Source organism: Rubritalea squalenifaciens DSM 18772, assembly GCF_900141815.1.
Classification (GTDB): Bacteria; Verrucomicrobiota; Verrucomicrobiia; order Verrucomicrobiales; family Akkermansiaceae; genus Rubritalea; species Rubritalea squalenifaciens.
In genome coordinates this window covers 75,429-98,309 of record NZ_FQYR01000003.1, presented here as the reverse complement: position 1 = coordinate 98,309, position 22,881 = coordinate 75,429, and the positions used below count along the sequence as shown (strand labels likewise).

General features: G+C 53.8%; 25 protein-coding genes and 1 tRNA gene. 8 read left to right on the top strand and 18 right to left on the bottom strand.

Features of this window, described 5'->3' with window-relative positions:
• Positions 1-59: 59 nt before the first annotated feature.
• From pyrC to gcvT, 5 genes are all read right to left on the bottom strand, one after another.
• Positions 60-1,076, bottom strand: coding sequence for a dihydroorotase (gene pyrC / locus BUB27_RS05830; protein WP_143158637.1), 1,017 nt, complete (start codon positions 1,074-1,076; stop codon positions 60-62).
• 20 nt (positions 1,077-1,096) lie between these two features.
• The gene (locus BUB27_RS05825) at positions 1,097-1,519 is read right to left on the bottom strand and encodes a DUF5069 domain-containing protein (protein WP_143158636.1); all 423 of its coding nucleotides are present in this window, start codon (positions 1,517-1,519) and stop codon (positions 1,097-1,099) included.
• Positions 1,520-1,633: 114 nt separating this feature from the next.
• A complete protein-coding gene (gene gcvP, locus BUB27_RS05820; RefSeq protein WP_143158635.1) occupies positions 1,634-4,465 on the bottom strand; it encodes an aminomethyl-transferring glycine dehydrogenase in 2,832 nt (943 codons plus the stop codon).
• A 99-nt stretch (positions 4,466-4,564) separates the two neighbouring features.
• The gene (gcvH, locus tag BUB27_RS05815; RefSeq protein ID WP_143158634.1) at positions 4,565-4,945 is read right to left on the bottom strand and encodes a glycine cleavage system protein GcvH; all 381 of its coding nucleotides are present in this window, start codon (positions 4,943-4,945) and stop codon (positions 4,565-4,567) included.
• A gap of 44 nt (positions 4,946-4,989) precedes the next feature.
• The gene (gene gcvT / locus BUB27_RS05810) at positions 4,990-6,072 is read right to left on the bottom strand and encodes a glycine cleavage system aminomethyltransferase GcvT (protein ID WP_143158633.1); all 1,083 of its coding nucleotides are present in this window, start codon (positions 6,070-6,072) and stop codon (positions 4,990-4,992) included.
• Between the two features lie 298 nt (positions 6,073-6,370).
• On the opposite strand from gcvT, the gene BUB27_RS05805 reads away from it, so the two are divergent.
• From BUB27_RS05805 to selA, 3 genes are read left to right on the top strand one after another with little or no spacing between them, the layout of a single operon-like run.
• Positions 6,371-7,072, top strand: a complete 702-nt coding sequence (locus BUB27_RS05805; protein WP_143158632.1) for a hypothetical protein — start codon at positions 6,371-6,373, stop codon at positions 7,070-7,072.
• Positions 7,073-7,074: 2 nt separating this feature from the next.
• Positions 7,075-7,809, top strand: a complete 735-nt coding sequence (locus BUB27_RS05800) for a hypothetical protein (protein WP_143158631.1) — start codon at positions 7,075-7,077, stop codon at positions 7,807-7,809.
• A gap of 10 nt (positions 7,810-7,819) precedes the next feature.
• A complete protein-coding gene (gene selA / locus BUB27_RS05795) occupies positions 7,820-9,199 on the top strand; it encodes an L-seryl-tRNA(Sec) selenium transferase (protein WP_143158630.1) in 1,380 nt (459 codons plus the stop codon).
• Positions 9,200-9,279: 80 nt separating this feature from the next.
• Here the strand turns inward: selA and BUB27_RS05790 are convergent, their stop codons facing one another.
• Positions 9,280-9,957, bottom strand: coding sequence for a PEP-CTERM sorting domain-containing protein (locus BUB27_RS05790; RefSeq protein WP_143158629.1), 678 nt, complete (start codon positions 9,955-9,957; stop codon positions 9,280-9,282).
• Between the two features lie 450 nt (positions 9,958-10,407).
• The gene (locus BUB27_RS05785) at positions 10,408-11,169 is read right to left on the bottom strand and encodes an endonuclease/exonuclease/phosphatase family protein (RefSeq protein WP_143158628.1); all 762 of its coding nucleotides are present in this window, start codon (positions 11,167-11,169) and stop codon (positions 10,408-10,410) included.
• Between the two features lie 111 nt (positions 11,170-11,280).
• On the opposite strand from BUB27_RS05785, the gene BUB27_RS05780 reads away from it, so the two are divergent.
• On the top strand, positions 11,281-12,009 hold the full coding sequence (locus BUB27_RS05780) for an FHA domain-containing protein (RefSeq protein ID WP_143158627.1): 729 nt from the start codon (positions 11,281-11,283) through the stop codon (positions 12,007-12,009).
• Between the two features lie 90 nt (positions 12,010-12,099).
• On the opposite strand, the gene BUB27_RS05775 is transcribed toward BUB27_RS05780, so the two are convergent.
• Entirely contained in the window at positions 12,100-12,780 is a 681-nt protein-coding gene (locus BUB27_RS05775; RefSeq protein WP_159434823.1) for a lipoate--protein ligase family protein, read from the bottom strand.
• Between the two features lie 116 nt (positions 12,781-12,896).
• Here BUB27_RS05775 and BUB27_RS05770 point away from each other — a divergent pair, with 116 nt between their 5' ends.
• Complete coding sequence (locus BUB27_RS05770) at positions 12,897-13,961, top strand: 3-deoxy-7-phosphoheptulonate synthase (RefSeq protein ID WP_143183700.1); 1,065 nt, start codon at positions 12,897-12,899, stop codon at positions 13,959-13,961.
• Positions 13,962-14,206: 245 nt separating this feature from the next.
• A tRNA-Gln gene (locus BUB27_RS05765) sits at positions 14,207-14,280 on the top strand.
• Positions 14,281-14,440: 160 nt separating this feature from the next.
• Here the strand turns inward: BUB27_RS05765 and BUB27_RS05760 are convergent.
• Entirely contained in the window at positions 14,441-14,791 is a 351-nt protein-coding gene (locus BUB27_RS05760) for a winged helix-turn-helix transcriptional regulator (RefSeq protein WP_143158625.1), read from the bottom strand.
• 63 nt (positions 14,792-14,854) lie between these two features.
• On the opposite strand from BUB27_RS05760, the gene ahr reads away from it, so the two are divergent.
• Both ahr and BUB27_RS05750 read left to right on the top strand, forming a co-directional pair.
• On the top strand, positions 14,855-15,862 hold the full coding sequence (gene ahr, locus BUB27_RS05755; RefSeq protein ID WP_143158624.1) for an NADPH-dependent aldehyde reductase Ahr: 1,008 nt from the start codon (positions 14,855-14,857) through the stop codon (positions 15,860-15,862).
• Positions 15,863-15,898: 36 nt separating this feature from the next.
• Positions 15,899-16,423, top strand: coding sequence for a peroxiredoxin-like family protein (locus BUB27_RS05750; RefSeq protein ID WP_143158623.1), 525 nt, complete (start codon positions 15,899-15,901; stop codon positions 16,421-16,423).
• Positions 16,424-16,562: 139 nt separating this feature from the next.
• Here the strand turns inward: BUB27_RS05750 and BUB27_RS05745 are convergent, their stop codons facing one another.
• The 9 genes from BUB27_RS05745 to BUB27_RS05705 all read right to left on the bottom strand — a co-directional run bounded on the left by BUB27_RS05745 (position 16,563) and on the right by BUB27_RS05705 (position 22,866).
• Complete coding sequence (locus tag BUB27_RS05745) at positions 16,563-17,021, bottom strand: hypothetical protein (RefSeq protein WP_159434822.1); 459 nt, start codon at positions 17,019-17,021, stop codon at positions 16,563-16,565.
• A gap of 104 nt (positions 17,022-17,125) precedes the next feature.
• On the bottom strand, positions 17,126-17,548 hold the full coding sequence (locus tag BUB27_RS05740; RefSeq protein WP_200797076.1) for a DUF4177 domain-containing protein: 423 nt from the start codon (positions 17,546-17,548) through the stop codon (positions 17,126-17,128).
• A 103-nt stretch (positions 17,549-17,651) separates the two neighbouring features.
• A complete protein-coding gene (locus BUB27_RS05735; protein ID WP_143158621.1) occupies positions 17,652-18,131 on the bottom strand; it encodes a hypothetical protein in 480 nt (159 codons plus the stop codon).
• A gap of 143 nt (positions 18,132-18,274) precedes the next feature.
• Positions 18,275-18,733 (bottom strand): DUF6210 family protein, encoded by a 459-nt coding sequence (locus BUB27_RS05730; RefSeq protein WP_143158620.1) that lies wholly within the window; start codon positions 18,731-18,733, stop codon positions 18,275-18,277.
• 414 nt (positions 18,734-19,147) lie between these two features.
• A complete protein-coding gene (locus BUB27_RS05725; protein ID WP_143158619.1) occupies positions 19,148-20,179 on the bottom strand; it encodes a type III polyketide synthase in 1,032 nt (343 codons plus the stop codon).
• A 14-nt stretch (positions 20,180-20,193) separates the two neighbouring features.
• On the bottom strand, positions 20,194-21,231 hold the full coding sequence (locus BUB27_RS05720; RefSeq protein ID WP_143158618.1) for an NAD(P)/FAD-dependent oxidoreductase: 1,038 nt from the start codon (positions 21,229-21,231) through the stop codon (positions 20,194-20,196).
• Positions 21,228-21,851: a class I SAM-dependent methyltransferase gene (locus BUB27_RS05715; RefSeq protein ID WP_143158617.1), complete on the bottom strand. Its 624-nt coding sequence runs from the start codon at positions 21,849-21,851 to the stop codon at positions 21,228-21,230. The genes BUB27_RS05720 and BUB27_RS05715 overlap by 4 nt, the downstream gene beginning before the upstream one ends.
• Before the next feature lie 170 nt (positions 21,852-22,021).
• The gene (locus BUB27_RS05710; protein ID WP_143158616.1) at positions 22,022-22,471 is read right to left on the bottom strand and encodes a hypothetical protein; all 450 of its coding nucleotides are present in this window, start codon (positions 22,469-22,471) and stop codon (positions 22,022-22,024) included.
• Between the two features lie 119 nt (positions 22,472-22,590).
• Positions 22,591-22,866: a hypothetical protein gene (locus BUB27_RS05705; RefSeq protein ID WP_143158615.1), complete on the bottom strand. Its 276-nt coding sequence runs from the start codon at positions 22,864-22,866 to the stop codon at positions 22,591-22,593.
• Positions 22,867-22,881 lie beyond the last annotated feature (15 nt).

Sequence of the window (22,881 nt, the reverse complement as noted above, 5' to 3'; positions counted from 1 at the left end):
ACATATGTTAATAATGCAAGCGCGAAGCCTGAACATTTCAATGTATTTTAGATTTATAATTAGTCAATTTGACTAATTTTCCAATCCAAAGTTTCTCCGGCGTGCATCGGAATGACAGTCTGTCCGTGTCCCTCGTAAGCGGATGCCACGGTGAAGGCACCACGCTCAACGGTTACCTCTTTGGCCGGAGGATTCACGCCATAGAGTCTCTGAGCATTGTCCGAGAGGAAGGCCTGGAGATTGTCCAGCTTGCTATGCTGATCGAAGAGCTGGGCCAGTCTGGCCACGGCCAGTGGAGCGGTGAAGACACCGGCGGCACAGCCGCAGCATTCCTTCTTGCTACGTGGGTGCGGGGCCGAATCCGAGCCAAACATGAGTTTCGGGTGGGCCTCCAGTGCTGCATTGAGAAGAGCCTCACGGTCTTCCGGGCGCTTGGCAATGGGCTTGCAGAAAAGGTGTGGATTCAGCAGCCCCCCAGCCACATCATCCAGAGTGATGATGAGGTGCTGCAGGGTGACCGTAGCACGGAGATTCTCAAACTCGTCGAGCACGCTGACAGCATCTGCCGTGGTAATGTGCTCCATGGTAATCTGAAGCTTGGGAAATTTTTCGGCCAAATGCCTATAGCTGGTGAGGAATTCCCTCTCCCTGTCCATGACGAATCCATGAGTCTCCCCGTGGACCATGAGCGGGATACCCATCTCTTCCATCATCTTGAAGACATGCTCCACGGAGTCGATGGCCTTCACGCCGGCCTCACTATTGGTGGTCGCGCCAGCGGGATAGAGCTTGATGCCAATGATTTGGTCTCTGGCCTCTGCAAGTTCCTGCTCCGTGTAATCACGGAAGAAAAGGGTCATGTAAGGGTCAAACTTGTGGTCCCCTTTCGCAGCCAAGATTCGTTCGCGGTATTCCTGCAGGCGCTTGAGGTTGTCTACTGGCGGCACCAGGTTGGGCATGATGACGGCACCGGAGAATGTCTCGGCGGTCAGCGGAGTTACCAGCTCCATCATCTCACCATCACGGAGGTGAAGGTGCATGTCCAGAGGGGCGCGTAGTGTAAGAGAATCTGCCATAGCTTTATGTGATGTTAACCTTAGCGTCCTTCCTCTGCATCCATGAAATCAAAGAAACTGCAGATATCATGGCGGTCAGCCATACCAGCCTCTGCTTTACGCAGCTCGAGTTTCTCGGAGAGATCATCGCGGAATCCCCTGTTGCGTGCGTAGCTGCACCACCATTCCTTGACTGTAGCTTCAGGCTTTCCACCCTTTTCAAAGGACCAAGCGAGTGCTTCTTCATCTGTAGCACCACCTTGGACAAAGTCTACCAGCTCACTGTACTCGATCTTGAGCAGCTGACAGGTCCAGAGATCGAGCGCCTTGCCGAGGTTCTTGTGGTAGTCCTCATGGAGCTCCCCTGCGGCGAATTTTCTGATCTTGTCGACCATACGGGGGAAGTAAGGAATACCATCAATTTCATCCTTCGGGCTTCTTGGAAAAGTGGTTGCCGTAGACATGCGGGCATCATTGATGTGATCCCCTCACCGTCAAGCTGGATGTCATCCATCCAGACGAAAAAAGCCCGCTGGATTGACCAGCGGGCTTGAAAAGAAGTTAGATCGATCTCTCGTTTAGGCTTCGCCGTACTCCTCCATGCCTGCGCAGGAGCAGACGAGGTTGCGGTCACCGTATACGTTATCGATACGGCCGATGTATGGCCAGAACTTGTGATCGCGGAGAATCTCCATCGGGTAAGCAGCCTTCTGGCGGGAGTATGGGCGGTCCCACTCATCACGGGTCACCACCTGAGCAGTGTGCGGAGCGTGCTTGAGGATGTTGTTTTCCTTGTCTGCCTTACCGTCGATGATCTCTTGGATTTCCTGACGGATGCTGATCATGGCATCACAGAAGCGGTCGAGTTCCTTCTTGGACTCAGACTCGGTAGGCTCGATCATGAGCGTACCCGCAACTGGCCAAGACATGGTTGGGCCGTGGTAGCCATAGTCCATGAGACGCTTGGCGATATCCTCCACAGTCACGTCAGACTGCTCAGTCAGGCCACGAACATCAATGATACATTCGTGAGCTACGAGGCCTTTGTTCCCTGTGTAGAGAATCGGGAAATGCTCACTGAGGCGTTTCGCCACATAGTTCGCATTGAGGATCGCGATCTTGGTAGCCTCTGTCAGGCCATCTCCGCCCATCATGGCGATGTACATCCAGGAAATGACGTTGATGGAAGCAGAACCGTAAGGTGCGGAAGAAACAGCTCCTTCATTGTTCTCCATACCGATGTGACCAGGAAGATATGGAACAAGCTGCTCAGCTACACCGATTGGGCCTACACCAGGACCACCACCACCGTGTGGGATACAGAAGGTCTTGTGAAGGTTCAGGTGGCAAACGTCTGCACCGATCTTGCCTGGGCTGGTGAGACCAACCTGAGCGTTCATGTTAGCACCGTCCATGTAGACCTGACCGCCGTTAGCGTGGATAAGCTCACAGATTTCCTTAATGGTGGACTCATACACACCGTGTGTGGATGGGTAGGTCACCATGAGACAGGCAAGTGTGTCTGCGTGCTTCTCAGCCTTGGCCTTGAGGTCTGCTACGTCAATGTTGCCTTGATCATCACACTTCACAGGAACCACCTTCATGCCTGCCATGACAGCAGAGGCTGGGTTGGTACCGTGAGCAGAAGTTGGGATCAGGCAGTCAACACGCTGCTTGTCACCACGGTCAGCATGGTAGCGGCGGATCGCAAGTAGACCTGCGTACTCACCTGCGGAACCAGCGTTTGGCTGCAGGGAAACTGCCGCAAAGCCTGTGATCTCAGCAAGCCAGTCGGAAAGACTGTCGAGCATGTCGAGGTAGCCTTGGCACTGCTCTTCTGGAACGAATGGGTGCATCTGACCCACTTCAGGCCAGGTCACCGGGATCATCTCAGAAGTCGCATTGAGCTTCATGGTGCAGGAACCGAGAGAGATCATAGACTCATTCAGCGCAAGGTCACGCTTCTCGAGACGCGCCAAGTAGCGGAGCATCTCGGTCTCAGAGTGATAGCTATTGAAGACAGAAGCGGTACAGAACTCTGTGGTACGCTCGTGTACTTCATCCCAAGCTACTTCATCTTCGTTTGGCACCACTGGCTCCTCGACGTCGAAGATGGACAGAAGCGCCATCATGTCATCGATAGAGGTAGTCTCATCACAGCTGATACCTACGTGGTCAGCATCGATACTACGAAGGTTGATACCCACTTCCGCAGCCTTGGCGTGGAATTCCTCAGCCTGGCCTGGAGTCTTGACGGTGATCGTGTCGAAGAAGGAATCGCTGACGATCTCGTAGCCTTTGGAGCAGATGGATCCTGCTGCCACTTGAGCCATTTCATGCACATTGAAAGCAATGTTACGCAGTCCGTCCGGACCATGGTAAACAGCATACATGGAGGCCATCACCGCAAGAAGCACCTGTGCGGTACAGATGTTGGAAGTCGCCTTATCACGGCGGATGTGCTGCTCACGTGTCTGGAGCGCGATACGGTAACCTTTGCGACCTTCAGGATCGATGGAAATACCGATGATACGGCCTGGAAGCTTACGCTTGAGCTTGTCGATACAAGCAATGAAACCTGCGTGTGGTCCACCGAAGCCCATAGGAACACCGAAGCGCTGGCTGCTGCCGATACAGATGTCTGTACCGAACTGGCCTGGTGCACGGAGCACGGTAAGTGAGAGAATGTCTGCGGCTACGATAGTGGTTGCCTTGGCAGCATGTACTTTCTCGTGGAATTCCGCGTAGTCTTCGATCGCACCCTCAACGTTTGGATACTGAACCAGAGTCGCAAAGAGACCTTCACATGTTGATGGGTCGAAAGACTTCCAGTCGCCAACGAGCACTTCGATGTTGAGTGGCTCACAGCGGTTCTTGACCACATCGATTGTCTGAGGAAGGCACTTATCAGAGACAAATACTGTAGTTCCCTTAGGCTTGTTAGAACGAGCAAGAGCTACAGCTTCTGCTGCTGCAGTGCCCTCATCAAGCAATGATGCGTTTGCAATATCCAGACCGGTAAGGTCTGTGATCATGGTTTGGAAGTTTACCAGCGCCTCCATACGGCCCTGAGCGATCTCAGCCTGGTATGGGGAATATGCTGTGTACCAGCCTGGATTCTCCAGCACGTTACGCTGGATGACCGCTGGTGTGTGTGTACCGTAGTAACCCTGACCGATGAAGGATTTGAATACTTCATTCTGACCCATGATCATCTTAAGAAGCTCAAGAGCATCAGTCTCGCTCAGTGCCTCTGGAAGGTCCAGCTCAGCACCGTCGCGAATCTCAGCAGGTACGGCATCTTCGATGAGATCTACGATGCGCTCGTAGCCGAGCTCCTTGATCATCTCATCACGGGTTTCACCGTGCACGCCTACGTGGCGGCTACAAAAGTCTGCGTATACAGCCATATCGTCTAATTAATTCTTTGTTATTCGGTTTTGAAGAACTAAGGGCGAGCTGATGACCAGCGCGCCCTTGTTTCCATATAGAGAAAATTCAGCTTTAACTTATCCGCCGATGTGGGCGGTGTAAGCAGCGGCATCCATCAGGCCTTCAACCTGGGAAGGATCGCTGAGCTTGATCTTGAAGATCCAGCCTTCACCGTGTGGATCTGTGTTAACGAGTGCTGGGTCAGCTTCGAGAGCTTCGTTAGCGCCTACGATCTCACCAGCGAGTGGTGCGTAGATGTCTGAAGCAGCTTTAACGGACTCAACAACAGCCACACCTTCTTCCTCTTCGCACTCGCGGCCGATTTCTGGCAGCTCGACGAAAACGATGTCGGTGAGTTCTTCCTGTGCGTGATCTGTGATACCGACGGTAGCAACGTCTCCTTCAAGGAGAACCCACTCGTGGTCGGCTGTGTAACGAAGATTTTCTGGTACGCTCATAGTAGTTAGTTAGGTTGGTGAAACTTGGTGTGATTGGACTAGATTTAGTCTTTCTTGTAAAAAGGTTTTTTAACGACTTTGGCCTCAAATTTGCGACCGCGGACATCGATATCGATCAGAGTACCTACTTTGGCAAACTCAACTGGGAGATAGGCCATAGCGATCCCTTCTCTCAAGCTTGGGGAAAGTACGCCGGAGCTGAGCTCGCCGAGCTGCTCACCTTCCTTGCTGAATACACCATAATGCGCACGTGGAGGAGCACCCTTGCCAGTGTACTTGATCGCAACGAGGCGCTCGCCAAGACCGTTTTCTTTCTGCTTGCGCAGTACGTCGGCTCCGATGAAGTCCGTGTCGAGTGCGCAGAAGAAGCCGAGTCCGGCCTGAAGCGGAGTGCGCTCAGGAGAGAGGTCGGAACCATTCAGCGGGTAGCACACCTCGAGGCGGAGGCTGTCACGAGCGCCAAGGCCACATGGCTTGGCTCCGGCATCCACGAACTTCTGGAACCATGCGGAACCTTCAGCGGCACCACAGAAAAATTCAAAACCGTCTTCACCGGTGTAGCCTGTGCGGCAGACGATGAAGGACTGGCCGTCTTCCTCCCACTTGTCGATGCCGTTGCGGCTAGGAAGGGTGCGGCCAGGGAAAAGTTTTGCGTAGGTGGCTACTGCGTTTGGCCCCTGAACGGCCATGCCTGCCCAGGCATCACTCTCGTTGGTCAGTGTCAGACCGTCCTTGAGGTGCTTGTTGAGCCAGGCGAAATCTACATCGATCATGGAGGCATTCACCACGAGGAAGATCTGGTCTTCACCGAAGCGGTAGATGATGAGGTCATCAATCACCCCACCCTGCTCATTCAGCATGAACGTGTACTGGGCTTCGCCGACGGCGAGCTTGTTCACATCATTCGCCAGCATGCCGTTCAGCCACTCCTCGGCACCTGCGCCGCTGAGGAAGAACTGACCCATGTGGGAAATATCAAAAATACCTACATCTTCACGCACTGCGGTGTGCTCATCCATGATGCTGGTGTACTGTACCGGCATGTTCCAGCCGGCGAACGGAATCATCTTGGCACCCAACTCAATATGAAGGGCCGCAAGAGGTGTCTCTTGGATCGTTTCGCTCATCACGGGCGGGAACATGATAGCAAGCGTTACCTGTGTCAACCACTCACATTCAGCACCCCTCCGCATTTTTTGATCACTGCAAAACCATTGAAAATACAGGTGATACAAGCTGTATTATAGCTAGCTGTATGACCAATTTAATATCTGAAATTCTCCCTTGCTAGAGGCTCAATGGATGTCTTAGCTATGCCCATTCAATATGGACCAAATTCTCAACTCTTTTGAACGCAAATTCGGCAACTGGGCAATCCCCGGATTGATCCGATATTTGGCCATCATATTTTTTGGAACATTTCTCATGGGAGCAGCAAAACCTGAGATCGTCATGGCTCTGGACTTCGATTTTGAGAAGATCAAAGCTGGAGAATACTGGAGGCTTTTCTCCTTCATTCTGGCTCCAAAGGCTGTGGCCATGGGTTCATTCAGTGCCATCTGGGCCTTTTTTGGGATGATGCTCCTTTTCATCTTTAGCGACTCCCTCGAGTACCAATGGGGAGTTTTTCGCACCAATCTCTTTGTCCTGTGGGGATTCCTCAGCACGCTGGCTGCCAACTTGATCATGGCGCTGGTCTTTGAGTCCTCTCCCCCTATGAGCGGAATCTATTTGGGAGCTTCCATCTTGTTTGCCTTCGCCACCTACAATCCCCGCTTCACCTTGATGCTGTTCTTCGTGATCCCCTGCCCGATCTGGATCATCGCCGCCTTCACCGGACTCATAATGGGGCTGAGCTGTCTGGGCTCGGCGGAAATAGCCGTCTTCACCATCGTGGCACTCTCCAACTACCTGATCGTCGCGATCCCGATGAGATTCATGCAGGCCAGAGGAGAACGCTCCAGTTTTAAAAGAAGACGAAAGTTCAAGTCCATGGCCTACAGCCGTGAGCGCACTCCCTTCCACATCTGCTCTGCGTGCGGAGCCAATGACGTCACCCACCCGGAAAAGGAATTCCGCGTCTCCCATGACGGCAACGACTACTGCCTTGAGCATTTGCCGAAGTAGCCATGAACAAAGCATTCCACTTCACCACCTTTGGCATCGCGTGTGCCGCTTTGGTCATTTCCATCTGGCCTGACCAGACAGATCCGGAGAAGCCTCTCAATTCAGCCGAGTACCTCTCGCCCAGTGATCTCAACATCGAGAAACACGTCTTCCGGGCCAAACCGGGCAAAGATGAAGTCGTCTACCTAGAGTGCAAAATGCTCTACGACGGCAAGTTGGTAAAAAAAATGATCAACTACATCCATACCGACGGCAAGGTTCACGAGGAGCCCCTGATTGTCATTGATAAATACGCTCTGCTAACCGTCGATGAGCAATTGGCCTACGATAAGAAGTTTAAAAGCTTCGCACCCCTGAACCTGGAATTCATCTGTAGTGGCTTTATCGAGTCAGCCAATCACCTACACTTCAATGGCTCTCGAGCCTCTCATAACAACTTTACGCTACAGGCCGGAGCATGGAGCTTAGAGACAAATACCAACGAAGCTGAGTTTCACTACTTGGATATGTCTTGCATACAGGCTGAAAAAGAAGGAATAAAACCCAAGCCTGTGGACTTCTACTTCACCATGACCACCATGCCGTATTCGGAAGCGAAGGCCAAACAGCCTGAACTAGAGGAAATGAAGGCCAATCACGGCTGGACCTATCAGGATGCCGATTACGGTCAAGGGGTCATCGATTACCAGAAAGCCGCTGAAGAATCTCTGGATCGACAACTTAACTTTAAAGGCTAGTTTCTAACCAATGTCTCAAGCACTCCGCGCTCTACCATCTGTCGAGAAGTTCACCCAAAGCCTGCTTCCGCTAACCAATCTGCCCAAGCCGCTCGTTGTGGCCTTTGTACGCCATGAGGTAGCCGACTGGCGTAAACAGCTATTGGGTGGCAAGGAAGCCAGCCGGGAAGAGATCGAGGAATCAATCACTACGGCGCTGCAGGCCTTCGCTGCGTCTCGCCTGCAACCAGTCATCAATGGCACGGGCGTCTTGATCCATACGAACCTTGGCCGCTCCCCCCTAGGGAAAACCGCAGCTTCCGCTCTGGAAGAAATCGCCACCGGCTATTCGAACCTGGAGTTCAACCTGCCGGAAGGCAACCGTGGCAAGCGCGCTGGCTATCTGGAAACCGCCCTCGCCTGCCTGGTCGATGCCGAGGCCGCCACGGCCGTGAACAACTGCGCGGCGGCGCTGGTACTCATGCTTCGCCACTTCACCTCAGGCGAGAAGAAAGAGGTGATCGTCTCTCGCTCTGAGCTGGTGGAAATCGGCGGAGGCTTCCGCGTTCCAGAAATCCTGGAGACCTCCGGAGCCAAGCTCGTAGAGGTAGGGGCTACTAACAAGACTCACCTGCGTGACTACGAGAAAGCCATCGGCCCGAACACCGCACTCATTCTCAAGGTCCACCGCTCCAACTTCTACATCGAAGGCTTCACCGCGGAACCTCCTGTTCCAGAGATCGCCGAACTGGCCAAAAAACACGGCATCCCTCTCATCGAAGACCTCGGCTCAGGCGCCGTCATGCACACGGATGACCTCGCCCCCATCGACCATGAGCCGACCCCGCAGGAAGCTCTACGCAACGGGATCGACCTAGTCTGCTTCTCCGGAGACAAGCTGTTAGGCGGACCGCAGTCAGGCATCATCGCCGGGCGCAAAGACTTCATCGCTGGCATCAAAAAAGAGCCCTTCTTCCGCGCTGTTAGGTGCGATAAACTCATCCTCGCCGCGCTGCAGGAGAGTATCGACGAATACCTCCGCACTCAGTCCACACCTAAAGAGACAGACGTGCCCGTCCTCAAAGCTCTTGCCGCACCGTTGGATGAACTCACCACTCGTGCGGGGGCGATCGCTTCCAAGCTTTCCACCATCACCAAGGGCACCCTCTCTGTCACTGAGGCTACAGCCACGACTGGTGGTGGCACCATGCCCCGTTCGGAGATTCCCTCCATCGCCCTCAAGATTGAGCCGACTGGAATCAGTCTGAACAAGCTCTCCCGGGAGCTACGCATTGGCTCGCCAGCCATCGTGGGCTACACCCAGGAGGACAGCTTCCTGCTCGACCTGCGCACCATCTTCAGCTGGCAGGATGAGATGATCGCCGAGCGGCTCCTCCAGATACTTGCCTAGATGCTAAAAAAAGTCCTCGCCCTTGATTACTCAAGGACGAGGTTGGTGTGTTTATATTTTCCGTTGTTGTCAATCACCCCCTAGCGTCGACGACGGATCAAGAAACCTAACGATGTTAGGAGTACTAGCACACCAGAACTAGGTTCAGGGATTTCATCATCCGGCGGTGGTGGTGGCGTATCATTGATGTATGATGCTGAGTTGCCAAAATCATCACCAATTTGCTGAACATGGAGTCCGATGCGAAGATCGCCATTGTATAGGGCTTCGTAGATATCATCGAAACTACCAGTAAAGTTAATAGTCAGGGTCTCCCCTGGATCCAGACCCGTATGAGCTGGAGGCGGAGCTGCTCCCAGTCCAAAGTCACTGTTAAAGTCAGGAGTGAGATTGTTGCCGCCTGGAAGGTTCATTCCATCTAATTCGAAATCAACACTGGGATCTGATCCTGTCCAGCTGTCTGGCGCAGGTAATATATCACCATCAAAGGCGATCAGTGTGATTGTAGGAGCATCTGAAGTAATCCAGTCATCTCCTGGGATTGAATTATTGGTAACTGTAATAGATACAGGACCACTGGCAACATCCTCATCACCAACCAAAGTACCAGATATAACAATGGGATCTAGGTCGGAAGCGTCCGGATAATCATACTCAAACGGACTGAATGAGAAGTTAACGACAACCGCTGATGCGGCGCTGGCAAAGACCAAAGGCGCACTAGCAATGATGCCGTTTAGTGCTGTTTTTGCTTTCATAATTGCGGGGGGTTTCTGAAACAGTCGAGTGTTTCACCGATTTACATGTTAAGTGCCAAGTCATCACATACAGCTCTCGACACGTCACAATTATTATTCACAACTCACTTTATTTTCAACAGTTACACAAAAACACTACTGCTCACAAATTCACCATCAAGATAAGTTTACCTATTACAACAAGTAATCTATTTATAACTTAATTACCTTATCATGAATAAACATTAACCCCCCATTGTGAAACGGTGCCTCAAATGGCTAAAATGGCATTTTATTCACCCTAAAAAAGAGCAGTAGCCCACCTAGTCTCAGCCAGATACACACCCTTTACTGATCTATCCCAAGCGAGCACTATTTATATCATTTAAACATAACCTAGTGGTTATATTATTCACATGATACAGATATTGCATATCATAGAAAAACAAGCGATTTCACCGCTTCAGGTCATCACCATTGCAGCACCGTAAGGACTGGGCGGTGATCAGAGGCTACAGATTCGTCGACCACACGGCTGAACGCCTTCTTCACCTTCCAATTAAGGAGGACACAGTAATCGATCTCCACACGAGGATTCGTAGCCGGACAGGTCTTTTTCGCACCTTCTTTGTCCACAAGCGTCCATTGCTTACGGCAATAAGCCATCACCTTGGAGTCCGGCTGGGCATTGAAATCACCTGTCAGCAACAAAGGGTGCTGGTAGTCAGCCACAGCAGCCGCAAAGGCCTCGATCTGCTGCATGCGAACCTGCTCTGACTTGTGGTCTAGGTGATTGCTGCAGATGGAAACTTTCTCCCCGCCCACCTTAACCTGGACTTCCGCTACCACCCGCTTCTCACCTGCGCCCGGGAGCTGGTGCAGCTTGGTAGCCTCTATAGGGAATTTACTCAGCACGGCATTGCCGTACTCCCCCTTGCCGAGAGGGATCGCTTTTCCAAAATAATGATGCATACCCAGCATCTTGGCCAGAGTGGCCGCCTGGTCCACACCTCCACTGCGGATGCAATTCTTGTCCACCTCTTGCAGGGCGATGACATCGGCGTTGAGCTTCTTCAGCACCGCTGCGGTTCGCTCCAGATCCAGCTTCCCATCCATGCCCTCGCCATGCTTAATATTATAGGAGACCACTCTCAGCTCGCCCCCTATCAGAGGCAGGCTGAAAACCAACAAAGCGAGAAACGAAAGTGACTTTCTAAAAAAACTAACAGGCATGACTGAAACTTATTTCCCCTACTCCCTTAGTAGGTTGATGATACAGACACCTTTTTTGCTTTGTAAGTCAAACAAACTTGCCTAGCGTTATTCACAGAAAGCTCTAAAACTATGCCAAGAATCACGATCACAGAACCTGGTAGATCCCCGCAGCCTTATCGCCTCAAGCTGGACCGCGAGTCCACAAGCATTGGCCGCGCATCAGACAATGACATCCGTATCGAAGCTGGCTCCGCCTCCACCCACCACTGTGTGATGAAGCGAGTCTCCGGCGGATTCATCCTGGAGGATCTGAAGTCCACCAACGGCCTCAAGGTCGATGACACCCGTTTCTCCGTGATCGATCTTGAAGACGATCTCACCGTCCACATTGGGGATGATGTAGAGTTTCACTTCACTCTCAGTGATGAGGAGCTGGAGCAACTCTCTGAGGAAGACTTCACCCCACACGAGAAAGTCCAGTTCCCTAGCAGTGTCGCTGCAGCGGATGACGAGGACGACGATGATTTCGAAGAAGCCCCGCGCAAGAAAAAGCAGCCAGTCGCCGAAGACCTCGATGACGATGATGACGACTTCGAAGAAGCACCACGCAAGAAAGCTCAGCCGAAGAAGCAGCCAGCTCCCGTAGCTGCAGCGCCAGCCGCCGCCCCGTCCTACGCTGCAGCAGCGCCCAAGGTACCAACCAGCAACCCTGCCGCCACCTTGCTCTTCCTGATCCTCTGCATTGGAGCGGTCGTGCTGGGGCTGGTGGTTCACCACTATCAGGACACCAAGACCTTCCTCTTCGCCAAGCCAGCTCCGGAAGCCCCGGCAAAGCCTGCTGAGAAACCAGCGGAGTAAGCTCCGCACGGCATAGAGACTATTTCAAAAACAAAAAACGCGAGGCTGCCTGCTTCGCGTTTTTTTCGTTTCAGGATGAGGTAAAAAATCTCAAGGGCGTTTCTCCAGCCAGTCCTGCTGGGCATAGCGCTGGGCCGCCACTTCCTGAGCTTTAGCCAGCAGCTCTTCCTCTGGCTCCCAGGACTCTGCATGATCACACAGAGCCTGCACCAGCGCCTGCTTCCAGCTCTCCGGCTCCCTCACCCCCTGCACGCTTCCCTGATGGAGCAGACCATAACGGGTGCGCTTCTGCCCGGCACCGGCGAGCTTGTTCCCCTGGTTGTCGGTGATGTCAAAAGCCACCGGATTCACGAAGCACGCGGACTCACCGCCGCCCTCATTCACCTGGATCACCTTGCAGGAGACCCCGTTCTGCACCAGCGCCTCAGCCACCGCCCGGTGGATCACCTCATAGCTTCCCGCCCCGCGCATCTGCGCCACCGCGTGCTCGCGGGGCACCACCAGGGTATAAGTGATATCCACCCGGTGATCCACGATCCCGCCACCTGTCCAGCGGCGCACATACTCCAGATCCCCCCCCTCAAAAGACTCTCTGGCCTCCGCCAGGGACTCGAAGTAGCCAAAGCTTACCTCTGGCCGGCACCAGGCATAGAAACGCAGCACAGGAGCCTCAGAGACACCCTCCAGCAGCAGCTGATCCACCGCCATGTTCTCCGGTCCTGTCCGGGCCACCGGATCATGCCAGACCCGCAATGTGCTAAAAATGCTCACCCCCATGGCTTCCCCCATCCCTGCGCAAAGGTCAAGACCTCAAAAAAAGCTCTCATCCAGTCACTTCGTGGAACTTGGAACTTGAAACTCACCTCCACACCACCAAAGTTTCCGCCATGGACCACCTTCAGACAGACGACCTGCGAATCGCCGCGATTTCCCCGCTCATTTCACCGGCCGTCCTCTCTTACTATCTTCCTATCACCGACAAAGCCGCCGAGGTCGTCTCCAAAGCCCGTACAGAGGCTGAGAGCATCCTCAATGGCTCTGACGACCGCGTGCTCGTCGTCGTCGGTCCTTGCTCCATTCATGACACCTCAGCCGCCATCGAGTACGCTGAGCGCCTCAAGGATCTCGCCGAGCGTTTTTCCGATGACCTGCTCATCATCATGCGCGTCTACTTTGAGAAGCCACGCACCACCGTCGGCTGGAAAGGTCTGATCAACGATCCACACCTCGACGGCTCCTTCGATATCAACCGTGGCCTCCGCATCGCCCGCGAGCTCCTGCTCGAGCTCAACACCATGGGTATGCCTGCCGCCACCGAGTTTCTCGATACCATTTCCCCGCAGTACGTCGCCGACCTCATCTCCTGGGGTGCCATCGGCGCACGCACCACCGAGTCCCAGGTACACCGCGAGCTAGCCTCCGGGCTCTCCATGCCGGTCGGCTTCAAGAACGGTACCCGCGGCACCATCCAGATCGCTCTGGATGCCATCCAGGCCGCCGCTGGCGCCCACCACTTCCTCTCCGTCACCAAACAAGGTGTCTCCGCCATTGTCTCCACCGCGGGTAACCCGGCCTGCCACATCATCCTGCGTGGCTCCTCAGACGGCCCGAACTACTCCAAGGAACACGTGGATGCCGTCGCGGATCAGCTCAAGTCCAAGGGACTGCCAGAGCAAGTCATGGTCGACTGCTCACACGGCAACTCCATGAAAGACTACCGCAACCAGCCTGCCGTCGTGGCAGACCTCTGCGAGCAGATCGCTGGCGGCTCCAAGGCCGTCGCTTCCGTCATGATCGAGTCCAACCTCATCGAAGGCGCCCAGAAGCTCACAGACGACCCATCCCAGCTCACCTACGGCCAGTCCGTCACTGATCAATGCATCGGCTGGCAGTCCACCGAGGACGTCGTCGAGCAGCTCGCCAAGGCAGTCCAGGCGCGCAGAAAGGCCTAATTTCCTCCTTTCCGCAGATTTTTTTCTCAGAGCAAGGCCCTGGCACCCACGCCCGGGCCTTTTTCGTACCCGCAAAGCCTGATTTTTTCCCGGATTACCGAAACTTCGCCAGCCTTTGAAAATCAGCCAGCCACAGTAAGCATCCCTTCCCCCGCTTTACTTTTCTGCAAATTTATACGAATTTTTTGTTGCATCCCGTCGGCAGATGCCTTACCTCTCCGCCGCGGTCGCAAGACCCAACCTGCAGGCCTATGGTGTAATGGTAACACTCCGGATTTTGATTCCGTCATTCTAGGTTCGAGTCCTAGTAGGCCTGCCACTTCAACTTTCCTGAAAGCCCGCTGCACTCCAGCGGGCTTTCTTTTTGCCCTGAAGTCACGCTGGATCATTCGGGTCTACACCAAAGTTTGGGGACAGGGCATTTTGTGATTCATTGTTTGTTAGTTTATCCGCATTGGGCGATGACCCGCAGTCGGTAGTTAAATGTGATTCTCTTCGGCCCAATGTTTCAGCTTATCGAGCACGCCTAGCGCCGATTTCCCGAAACTCGTGATCTCATACTGGACCGCAATCGGGCGGTCGTTCAACACCGTACGTGTCAGCAACCCCATCGCTTCCATCTCCTTTAATCTTGCGTTCACCATCTTGCGGCTTGCTCCTCCAAGTAAACGGGCGAGCTCATTGAAACGCAGCGGTCCGCCTTGGAGATACCACAGAATCGATCCCTTCCACTTACCGCCGATGATACGCATCCCTCGCTCAATCGGGCACGGTTCATCGCAGGGGGGCAGGCACACCGGAGGTTCTTTTTTCTTTGGCTGTTGACTCATGACCAAAGGTTACAAAAAGTACACTAGTTGACAAGAGAAACCTAGTTATCTATGATACCGGACATGACCATCAAATCTTACGCAGCCATATCCGCTGGATCCGCCCTCGAGCCTTTCGAGTTTGAACTACCAAGCATCGGGGCCAATGAAGTCGACATCGCTGTCGAGCATTGCGGCATCTGTCACAGCGACCTCAGCATGCTCAATGACGAGTGGAAGATGACCGAATACCCCTTTGTTCCTGGCCACGAGGTGATCGGAACCATTTCCGCCGTGGGTGATGGGGTAACACATCTGAAAATTGGACAGAAAGTCGGCCTGGGCTGGCATGCCGGCTACTGCCAGACTTGTGACGAATGCCTCGACGGGCATCACAATCTGTGTGCCACGGCGGAACCCACAATCGTCAGTCGCCACGGAGGGTTTGCTGAAACTGTCCGTGCCCAAGCTATTAGCGTGACCGAACTGCCGGAGGAACTCGATCCCCGCGATGCTGGACCGCTGCTTTGCGGTGGAATGGCTGTCTATAACCCGCTCGTCCAGCTCGATATCTCGCCAAACGCTCATGTCGGTGTCATCGGAATCGGAGGACTAGGGCATCTGGCTCTGAAATTTGCCAATGCCTGGGGCTGTGAAGTTACCGCCTTCACGTCCAGTGACGCCAAGGCCGAAGAGGCTCGCTCACTTGGAGCCCACCACACGATCAATTCCCGCGATAGCGAGGCTATCAAAAGTGCCGAAGGCACCTTCGACCTCATTCTATCAACGGTGAATGTCCCACTCGACTGGAACAGCTACCTCGCGGCTCTCAAGCCTCGCGGACGGATGCACATGCTCGGGGCAGTGACCGAGCCGCTCGACCTCAATCTCATTCCCATGATGTTCAATCAATTGTCACTCAGCTCCTCCCCAGTAGGCAGCCCTGCCACTATCCGCAAAATGCTCAAATTCGCCGCCCGCCACCAAATCGCTCCCGTAACCGAGCACTTTCCGATGAGTCAGGCCAACGAAGCCATCGCCCACCTCGAATCCGGCAAAGCCCGCTATCGCATCGTCCTCGACCGCGATTAAACCATGCACAACAAACAAACCCATCCACATCCCAAAATGAGTAATAAACTGGTATCCGGCGGCACCCTGCCCGCCATCACACTCCCTCTGGTAGGTGGCGGTGAGGCCACGCTTGGAGAAAGCAAGTCAAGTAATGTATGGCAAATCGTCATCGTCTACCGAGGCCTCCATTGTCCAATCTGCCACAAGTATCTCAAACGCCTTGAAGAACTCCGCGAGGGCTTTACCAATGCATCTGCGGAGATTCTCGCTGTCTCCGGCGACCCGTTGGAGAAAGCTCTATCCATGAAGGAAAATCACGGTCTCAGGTTTCCGATAGCCTACGACCTGAGCATTCCGCAAATGCGGCAACTCGGTCTTTACATATCTGACCCTCGCGGCCCTCAGGAAACCGACCGTCCCTTTGCCGAGCCAGCAACATTTGCCTTGAATCGGGATGGAAAAATTCAACTGATCGAACTCTCCAACACTCCCTTCAACCGAGCGGACCTCTCCGAACTATTGGAAAGCGTAGAATGGATCGACGAAAACGACTATCCGATTCGCGGCACACATTCTTGACCGAACGCCGAAGTCCTCTCATACCTGCCCGGGGGCGAGGCTTCGACTGTGGTTTGAGGGTAGAATGGTCATGACGAATGGAGCTCGCGGCGGGGCAGATGTTGAGAGCGACGGCTTCTTGTTCTGCCCGTTTATGTCTTCAAGGTGATTCCCCCTTCAACCATGGAACGTAGTTCTTGGCTTGCTCGATGGCCATCTCTAGAGATTGCGGGTCTGAAGCTGGGTAGCGTGCGACTGTCTTCCATTGCTCACCGTCTCTCTCCTCGTGGTCGATCCGAAGCCCGGAATGACCGATCACGTACCGACGAAGAACCACTCGCTCCGCACCATCCTGATTCTCGATAGTCTGAGCGATTTCAGAATCAATCGCGCCGCATCGCGGGCACGATCCAAACGGTGGAATATGAACGTCCGTCTCGCCGTGTTCATATCCGCCGCCAGCACACTGTGCGCCGCAGGGTGCTCGGTGCTCGACAGCGCGCCACTTGAACCGGTGGCCATCTCGATTCCACGATTCGTATTTCTCCAACTCAACATCCAAGCCGCAGTAATCACAGACGCCTTGCTTCTTTCGCCCTGTATCTTTCACGAAGGACATTTTTTTAGGCATAACGTCATAGCGCACCAACCCCTGACTATGGGGCGAGCGTAGACTGTGGGTTAAGGTTGATATTCATCTGTAAAAGTTCGACTCACGGCGGGTCAGGGCTTGGGTGCCGCGTCTTCTTGTTCGGCCTTTTGTTTCGATTTGAGATTCAAATGCCAGTTCGCCTTACTTCTCTCCAAGACTTGTTCAATAGAAAGATTGCTACCGTTATATTGAATGTGACTCGGCTTTGGAGGAGCTGCCACTGCCTTAGCTGGGCGCTTAAAGTAATAGATCATCCTACCGGTCGGGGATGTCTGATCATGATGCTTCCTCCAGGTGACTGAAACCAATTCCCACCCTTGTGCACCCAGGTTATTTAGCTTGTTTTCAATCATTGCGCTCCGCGAAATAGCGTGAATATCATCAGGCTGAACCCAAACTTTGTATTCCCATTTTGGTATATTTGCTTCACCGCCAAGCACTAAGCTATTGGCGGTGATTAACATAGTGAGGAAGGCTAGCAATTGTAGTTTCATATTCTTTGCCGAACGCCAAAGGACACAGGCCCCCTGACCGGGGGCGCGGTTTCGACTGCGGGTTGAGGTTGAAATGGCCATGACGGATTAAACTCTCGGCGGGTCAGGGCTTGGGTACCGCGCCTTGTTCGGTCTGTTTTGTAATGGTTAGCCAGATGATCGCAAACACCTTCTGCTTACCATCCTCCTTCTCAAAGTGAAATTTCTCGTACTCAGCGCCAGAAATCGTATAACCAGAATCGCTCGCCATCTTGTTGAGCCTTTGTACAGTCGCAGTCTTCAGGAGAACCTCAGAAAATTTGTTGGCTAGGGGTAGAATCTTCGGGTTGTGCATGTTGCCGGAAGAGTTCTGAGCTTCCTTCCACAACTTCGGATAATCCTTCTGGAACTGTAATGCAACTTCATCAGAGATAGTGTCAAATCTGATGTAATAGCTCATGAAGCTAATCTTCTTTCCATCAGCAAGCTCGTAAACCATGGACGGCTTGTCATCAGAGTTGACTTGAAAGCGCCACCCCTCTTCTGCGTTAAGCGTTGAGGCTATCACGATTGCGATAATTGCGACAAAAAATGTGATCTTCATATTTTTAGCAACGCCCAAGTGGTGGCACCCGCTACCTAGAGCGCCACTCCGACTCAGGGTAAAGGGTTATTATTAGGATTCAATCACCGACTCGCGGCGAGGTAGCGGGTTGTCCACCCACGCCTTGTTCGGTGCTTGTTGCTTCAGTCGCTGTTTTGCCATGTCAAGATTCCCGCTCTGGGATAAGGCTCAAAGCCACGGAATAAAGGTGGATCGCAAGGCTCGTCGCCCGTCACAACGACGTGAATCCATGCCTCATGGCTCTCGGATAGCTTGTCTCTGTTCACTCGGATCGTGGGAAATAGCTTGGTCTTACCGATAGTCGAGTCGATGAAGTCGGCATCTTCCAAATCAATTCCATTGGTCGCTCCAGTCCCCCTCCACTTGCGACCGGTGAAGTAATCGTAGAGTTCATTCTCCGGCGAAACCAGAATGCGCTCTTTCGCGGTGCAATCGTTCCGCAACGGGATGAATACGCCCTCGATCTCAGGTGCCAGACATGATGTTCCACCCGTCTGATTGGTTATGATCACGCCGGATGGCCATTCTAAAATCAAACCAAGGCCGACGTGCTCCCAAAGCTCTATTCGCTGCGCTGGCATCTAGTTTTCTTCACCGAACAGTATGATTAGAATACTCCCAAACGATATTCGACATGGACTTTTGAACGGGAGGCTCGGGACAGGATAAACACTTCATACAAGGTAGCCTAAGGGCTCCATCCTGAATCGTCTATCACTTTCAACGCAATAATACCCATTAAGGTGAACCGATGATCAGAACTCTCCAAGCATCTCATATTCTCCCTGTATATCAAACAGTCATGGTAAGCTAAGCTTCCCCCTCGCGAAATCACCCGCACGTTTCAGCCTGACGATGGTGTGGAGGTGGAATCTTGTGTTACCGCCGATTTCTCCATGCCTTCAATCTCAGGAGATCACAACATGTATGACTGAGGGAAAGGAAGTCTGCTTATCCCACCCAAGCATCCACGTAGTCAATGCCACAAGGCTTCATTAGCCGTGGTTTCGATGCAACTGCAGTGCGTGCGCAGCGAAGCCCGCGCCGAATGAAGTGAGCCACAGCGAATCCCGCTCTGTTCCCTTTTCGAGTAGCCTCTGCAAGGCCACGAGAACCGATGGACTACTCAAGTTGCCATATTCTCTGAGCACTTCGCGGGTCTCTTTCAGCTGCACTCCCCCCAGAGCTGCTTCCAGGGCCTGAACGACATCACGGCCACCGCCATGAGCCACCACCGAGGCGGGGTCCATCCCGGCTTCGCTGATCAGGTGCTTGACGGCCTGAGCTGCCAGTTCGGGCACCTTGCGATCCAGCCGGTTTCTGAGAAAGCCGCGCTGGTTTTCAAAGCGAAGCATGTCCCTGTGCTCGGGCAGGTGCAGGGTTTGGAAGCCCGATGCGCGCCAGGCATTCTTCAGGCTCTCACCGGACCAGATCGAGGCACTTGCGCCATCTCCAAACAAACAGAGGCTGATGAGCACTCCGGGGTCGTCATCCATGAAAAACGCGGAGGAACAGAGCTCGACGGCGATGACTCCGATCTTCGCCTCGGGATCGGCAGCGCTGAGACCATGCGCCGAGCGCAAGGCTGGCACAGCCGCCCCACAGCCCAGCCCTACCAAGTCTTGCAGATAGAGATTACTCCTCATTCCTAACAACTCAGCCACATGACTGCTCAGACCGGGACACAAGTAGCCGGTGCAGGTGCACACGATCAGCGCATCCAGTTCATCGGCTTCCAATCCTGCCGCCTTGAGGGCTTTGCGCATCGCTTCAGCCGCCAAGGCCCGCCCCTCCCGCTCAAACAGGGCATTCAACTCGCCGGCATCGGCATCGACCAGACCCGCAATATCAGAAACACAAAAATGCCGTGAATCGATGCCAATTCCTTGAGTCAGAATTTTTTCCAGCAAGGCTTGGGAACTCCTCTTCAAGTTCGCAAAAGACTTGGTTTGTGACAGAGCTGAGAAGGACTCCTGTTGCGTGAATCGATGCGCAGGAAAGTGGCTGGCTATGGAATGAAGATACATAAGGAAAATGGAAATCAGACGTCTCTGAGGCGCTGGAACAACCAGTCAAAGGGCAAGAGCTTGGCTTTGGCTATACCTGAAACAGCGTGCTGCCCCACTGCCCCAAGCATCGCCGGGTTCAAGAGCGCAGCGAGAGACAGCCGGCGATCAAAGCGCTGGCTCAGATTTAAATTGTATTGGTACAGGCATTCGCTCCAGGAGCTTTTGCCCAGTGCGTAGCTCTCTAACAACCCAACGGCTTCGGCGGCAGATTCAAAAGCCATCGACATGCCGTTCCCGGTAAAGGGTGGAATCATTGCCCACGCATCACCGAGACAAAGCATCTGGGAAGGACGCTGGCTTTTCCCCAGCTCGAAGCCGGCAACCGCGCAAAACGACTCCTCGTGACACCGGGCCTCTTGAAGTCGCTCGTTCAAGTGATCCAATCCGGCCGCCCTCAGATACTGCGACAAGATTTGCTTCCCGGATAGGCCAGACCTGAGCGCAAACAAACCGCAGACATTGGCCCTGCCGCCCTCAATTTTGGAGACGCCCACGTAGGCCCCATCACCGAGATGCATTTCCAGATCGGCGTTCAGCTCCAGATCAGAACAATGCATCTTAAGCCCGAGCCATCGCCTCCCTTGATTCCGCGGACGCCCTGCCGCCCACACCACGCCTTCACCCGACTCCCTGCCCAATTGGCAGCGTTCGCCGGTAATCAATTCACCCCCCAGATCCTCGAATTGCCCGGCCAGCCGCTGATCCAGGCTGAACCTGGAGATTCCGCGTGCCGGAGTGGGCAGCTCGCGCTCCAGGATGAGCCGGCCTTTGCGAAACCAAGCCGAGCTAGAGAGAACTTGCGCATCTGCCAGTGCCTCCGAAATGCCTAATCCTTCTAACACCTCTCTGGAGACGCCGCAGATGAATTCCCCACAAACTTTGTGCCGCGGGTAGCTCCCCGCCTCTCTGAGCACGACTGGGATGCCGCGCTTGCGCAAGGCAATCCCCAGGGACAGCCCACTGAGGCCTCCGCCACAAATCTCGATAGGCTTGGAAATGGCCCCACTCACTGACGTACCCCCACCACGCGATGAGCACCCCGCCAAGTCCGCTCAAGCTGCCATTGCCAGCCCGCATCCATCCCTAGGAAATCCATCAGCTCATCCCCACGAAAGCCAGCCCCCACACTCACCGCCAAATCATGCCGGGTCACCTCTCCTAACAAAGGAGACAACACCCGGCCCTGCCACAAATGCAAAGACCGCCTCTCAGGCTCACAGGCAATCAATACCTTCGCCCCCTGCAAAAGCTCGCCAAGAACCCTTAACTCAGCTTGCTCGAAATGGTGCAGGAACAAATTCGCCACCACCACCGCACCGTCAAAATCCAGCCCCATTTGAAACAAGTCACCCTGCCTCCATTCGACCGAGCCCAGCCCCTGCGGCTCAGGCATCAAATCGATCGCTTCAAGCCTCGCCTGCGGGTGGGCACGCGCGATTTTCCGCATCAGCATTCCCTGACCAGCCCCGAGCTCGATCACGCGACCACCTTGGGCAGGCAGGAGTTTCTTCAAGCGTCTGAGGATCCAACGCTCATTGCCCATCAGAGCATTCAGAAAGACCAAGTCACGCCGACTACGCACCGCCCGCAGATCATCTGCGGCAAGTTCATCCAAGAGTTCTGGTAACACGGCTCGCTCCACGACTCGGACTCTAGCACATGCGCTTCCGAATGCATGAAATTTTTGAAGCGGCCCAGACCTTGGTAAAAACAGGCTGGTTGCCTATGACGTGGTCATAAGCAGCCAGCCACTCTAACGATTCAGAAATCCCACTCCAATCCTACGGGATTTCATTTTCATCAGGAATCGATCGACGGGCTGGATCGTAGCGCCAAGGCGGGTATTCCCGAAGCAAGGAGGAAGGCAAACACGATCCCGAGGAAATGGAGAAGACGCATCGCGTAGGAACCCTCAAAGCCGTGAATCCACGAATGAATGGCCAGCACGACCGCCGCCAGGAGTGCCACGAACGCGAGAATAATCACTGCAATCAGTGGCGCCAAGGCAACCCCGACATAGAACCGGGCAGCATCGCCTCTATGTCTTTTCCGATTCACCATATCGAGAATAGCCATCACGTAGCCGCCCATCAAACACACGAGCCCTGAGTAGCTCTGCCACGGCGTATGCGTAAAGTATCCCGCTGCCAGCGCAAGCATACCCAATAGAAGCAAGAGCCACGCGATCTTGAGTGTGGCAGGGAGAATTCTCAGCAGGTTTATTGTCGCGCTCATTTTCTGAACGGTCATCCTAGCTCCCCCCCCTTAACCAAGAGGCGTGCTATGACTGGGGGTTATGGTTCACACTTATTTCTTTGTCTTCGACTCACGACGGGTCAGGGGTTGGGTGCTTGACCTTGTACGGTATTCTATTCAGCCGTCTCGACTTTATCAAAGGGAATATTCTGGGCGCCACACTGCGTTAGATCGATCGTGTTTTGTAGGGTGAGGCCCTTTTTATCACTCAACTTGTAGTAGTAGATCTTATTTTCCTGGTGATCCGTAATTTGGGTCACCACGGCCATGCCCCCTGCTACAGAAAATGTACTCGTGGAATAGCGTGTGCTGTTCGCATCTTGGTTTTTGTCGTTGCAGCTGGTGAAAACCAGCATTGGAAGAATCGTAACAGGGAGCAGTTTTTTCATGATTTTGAGACTAAC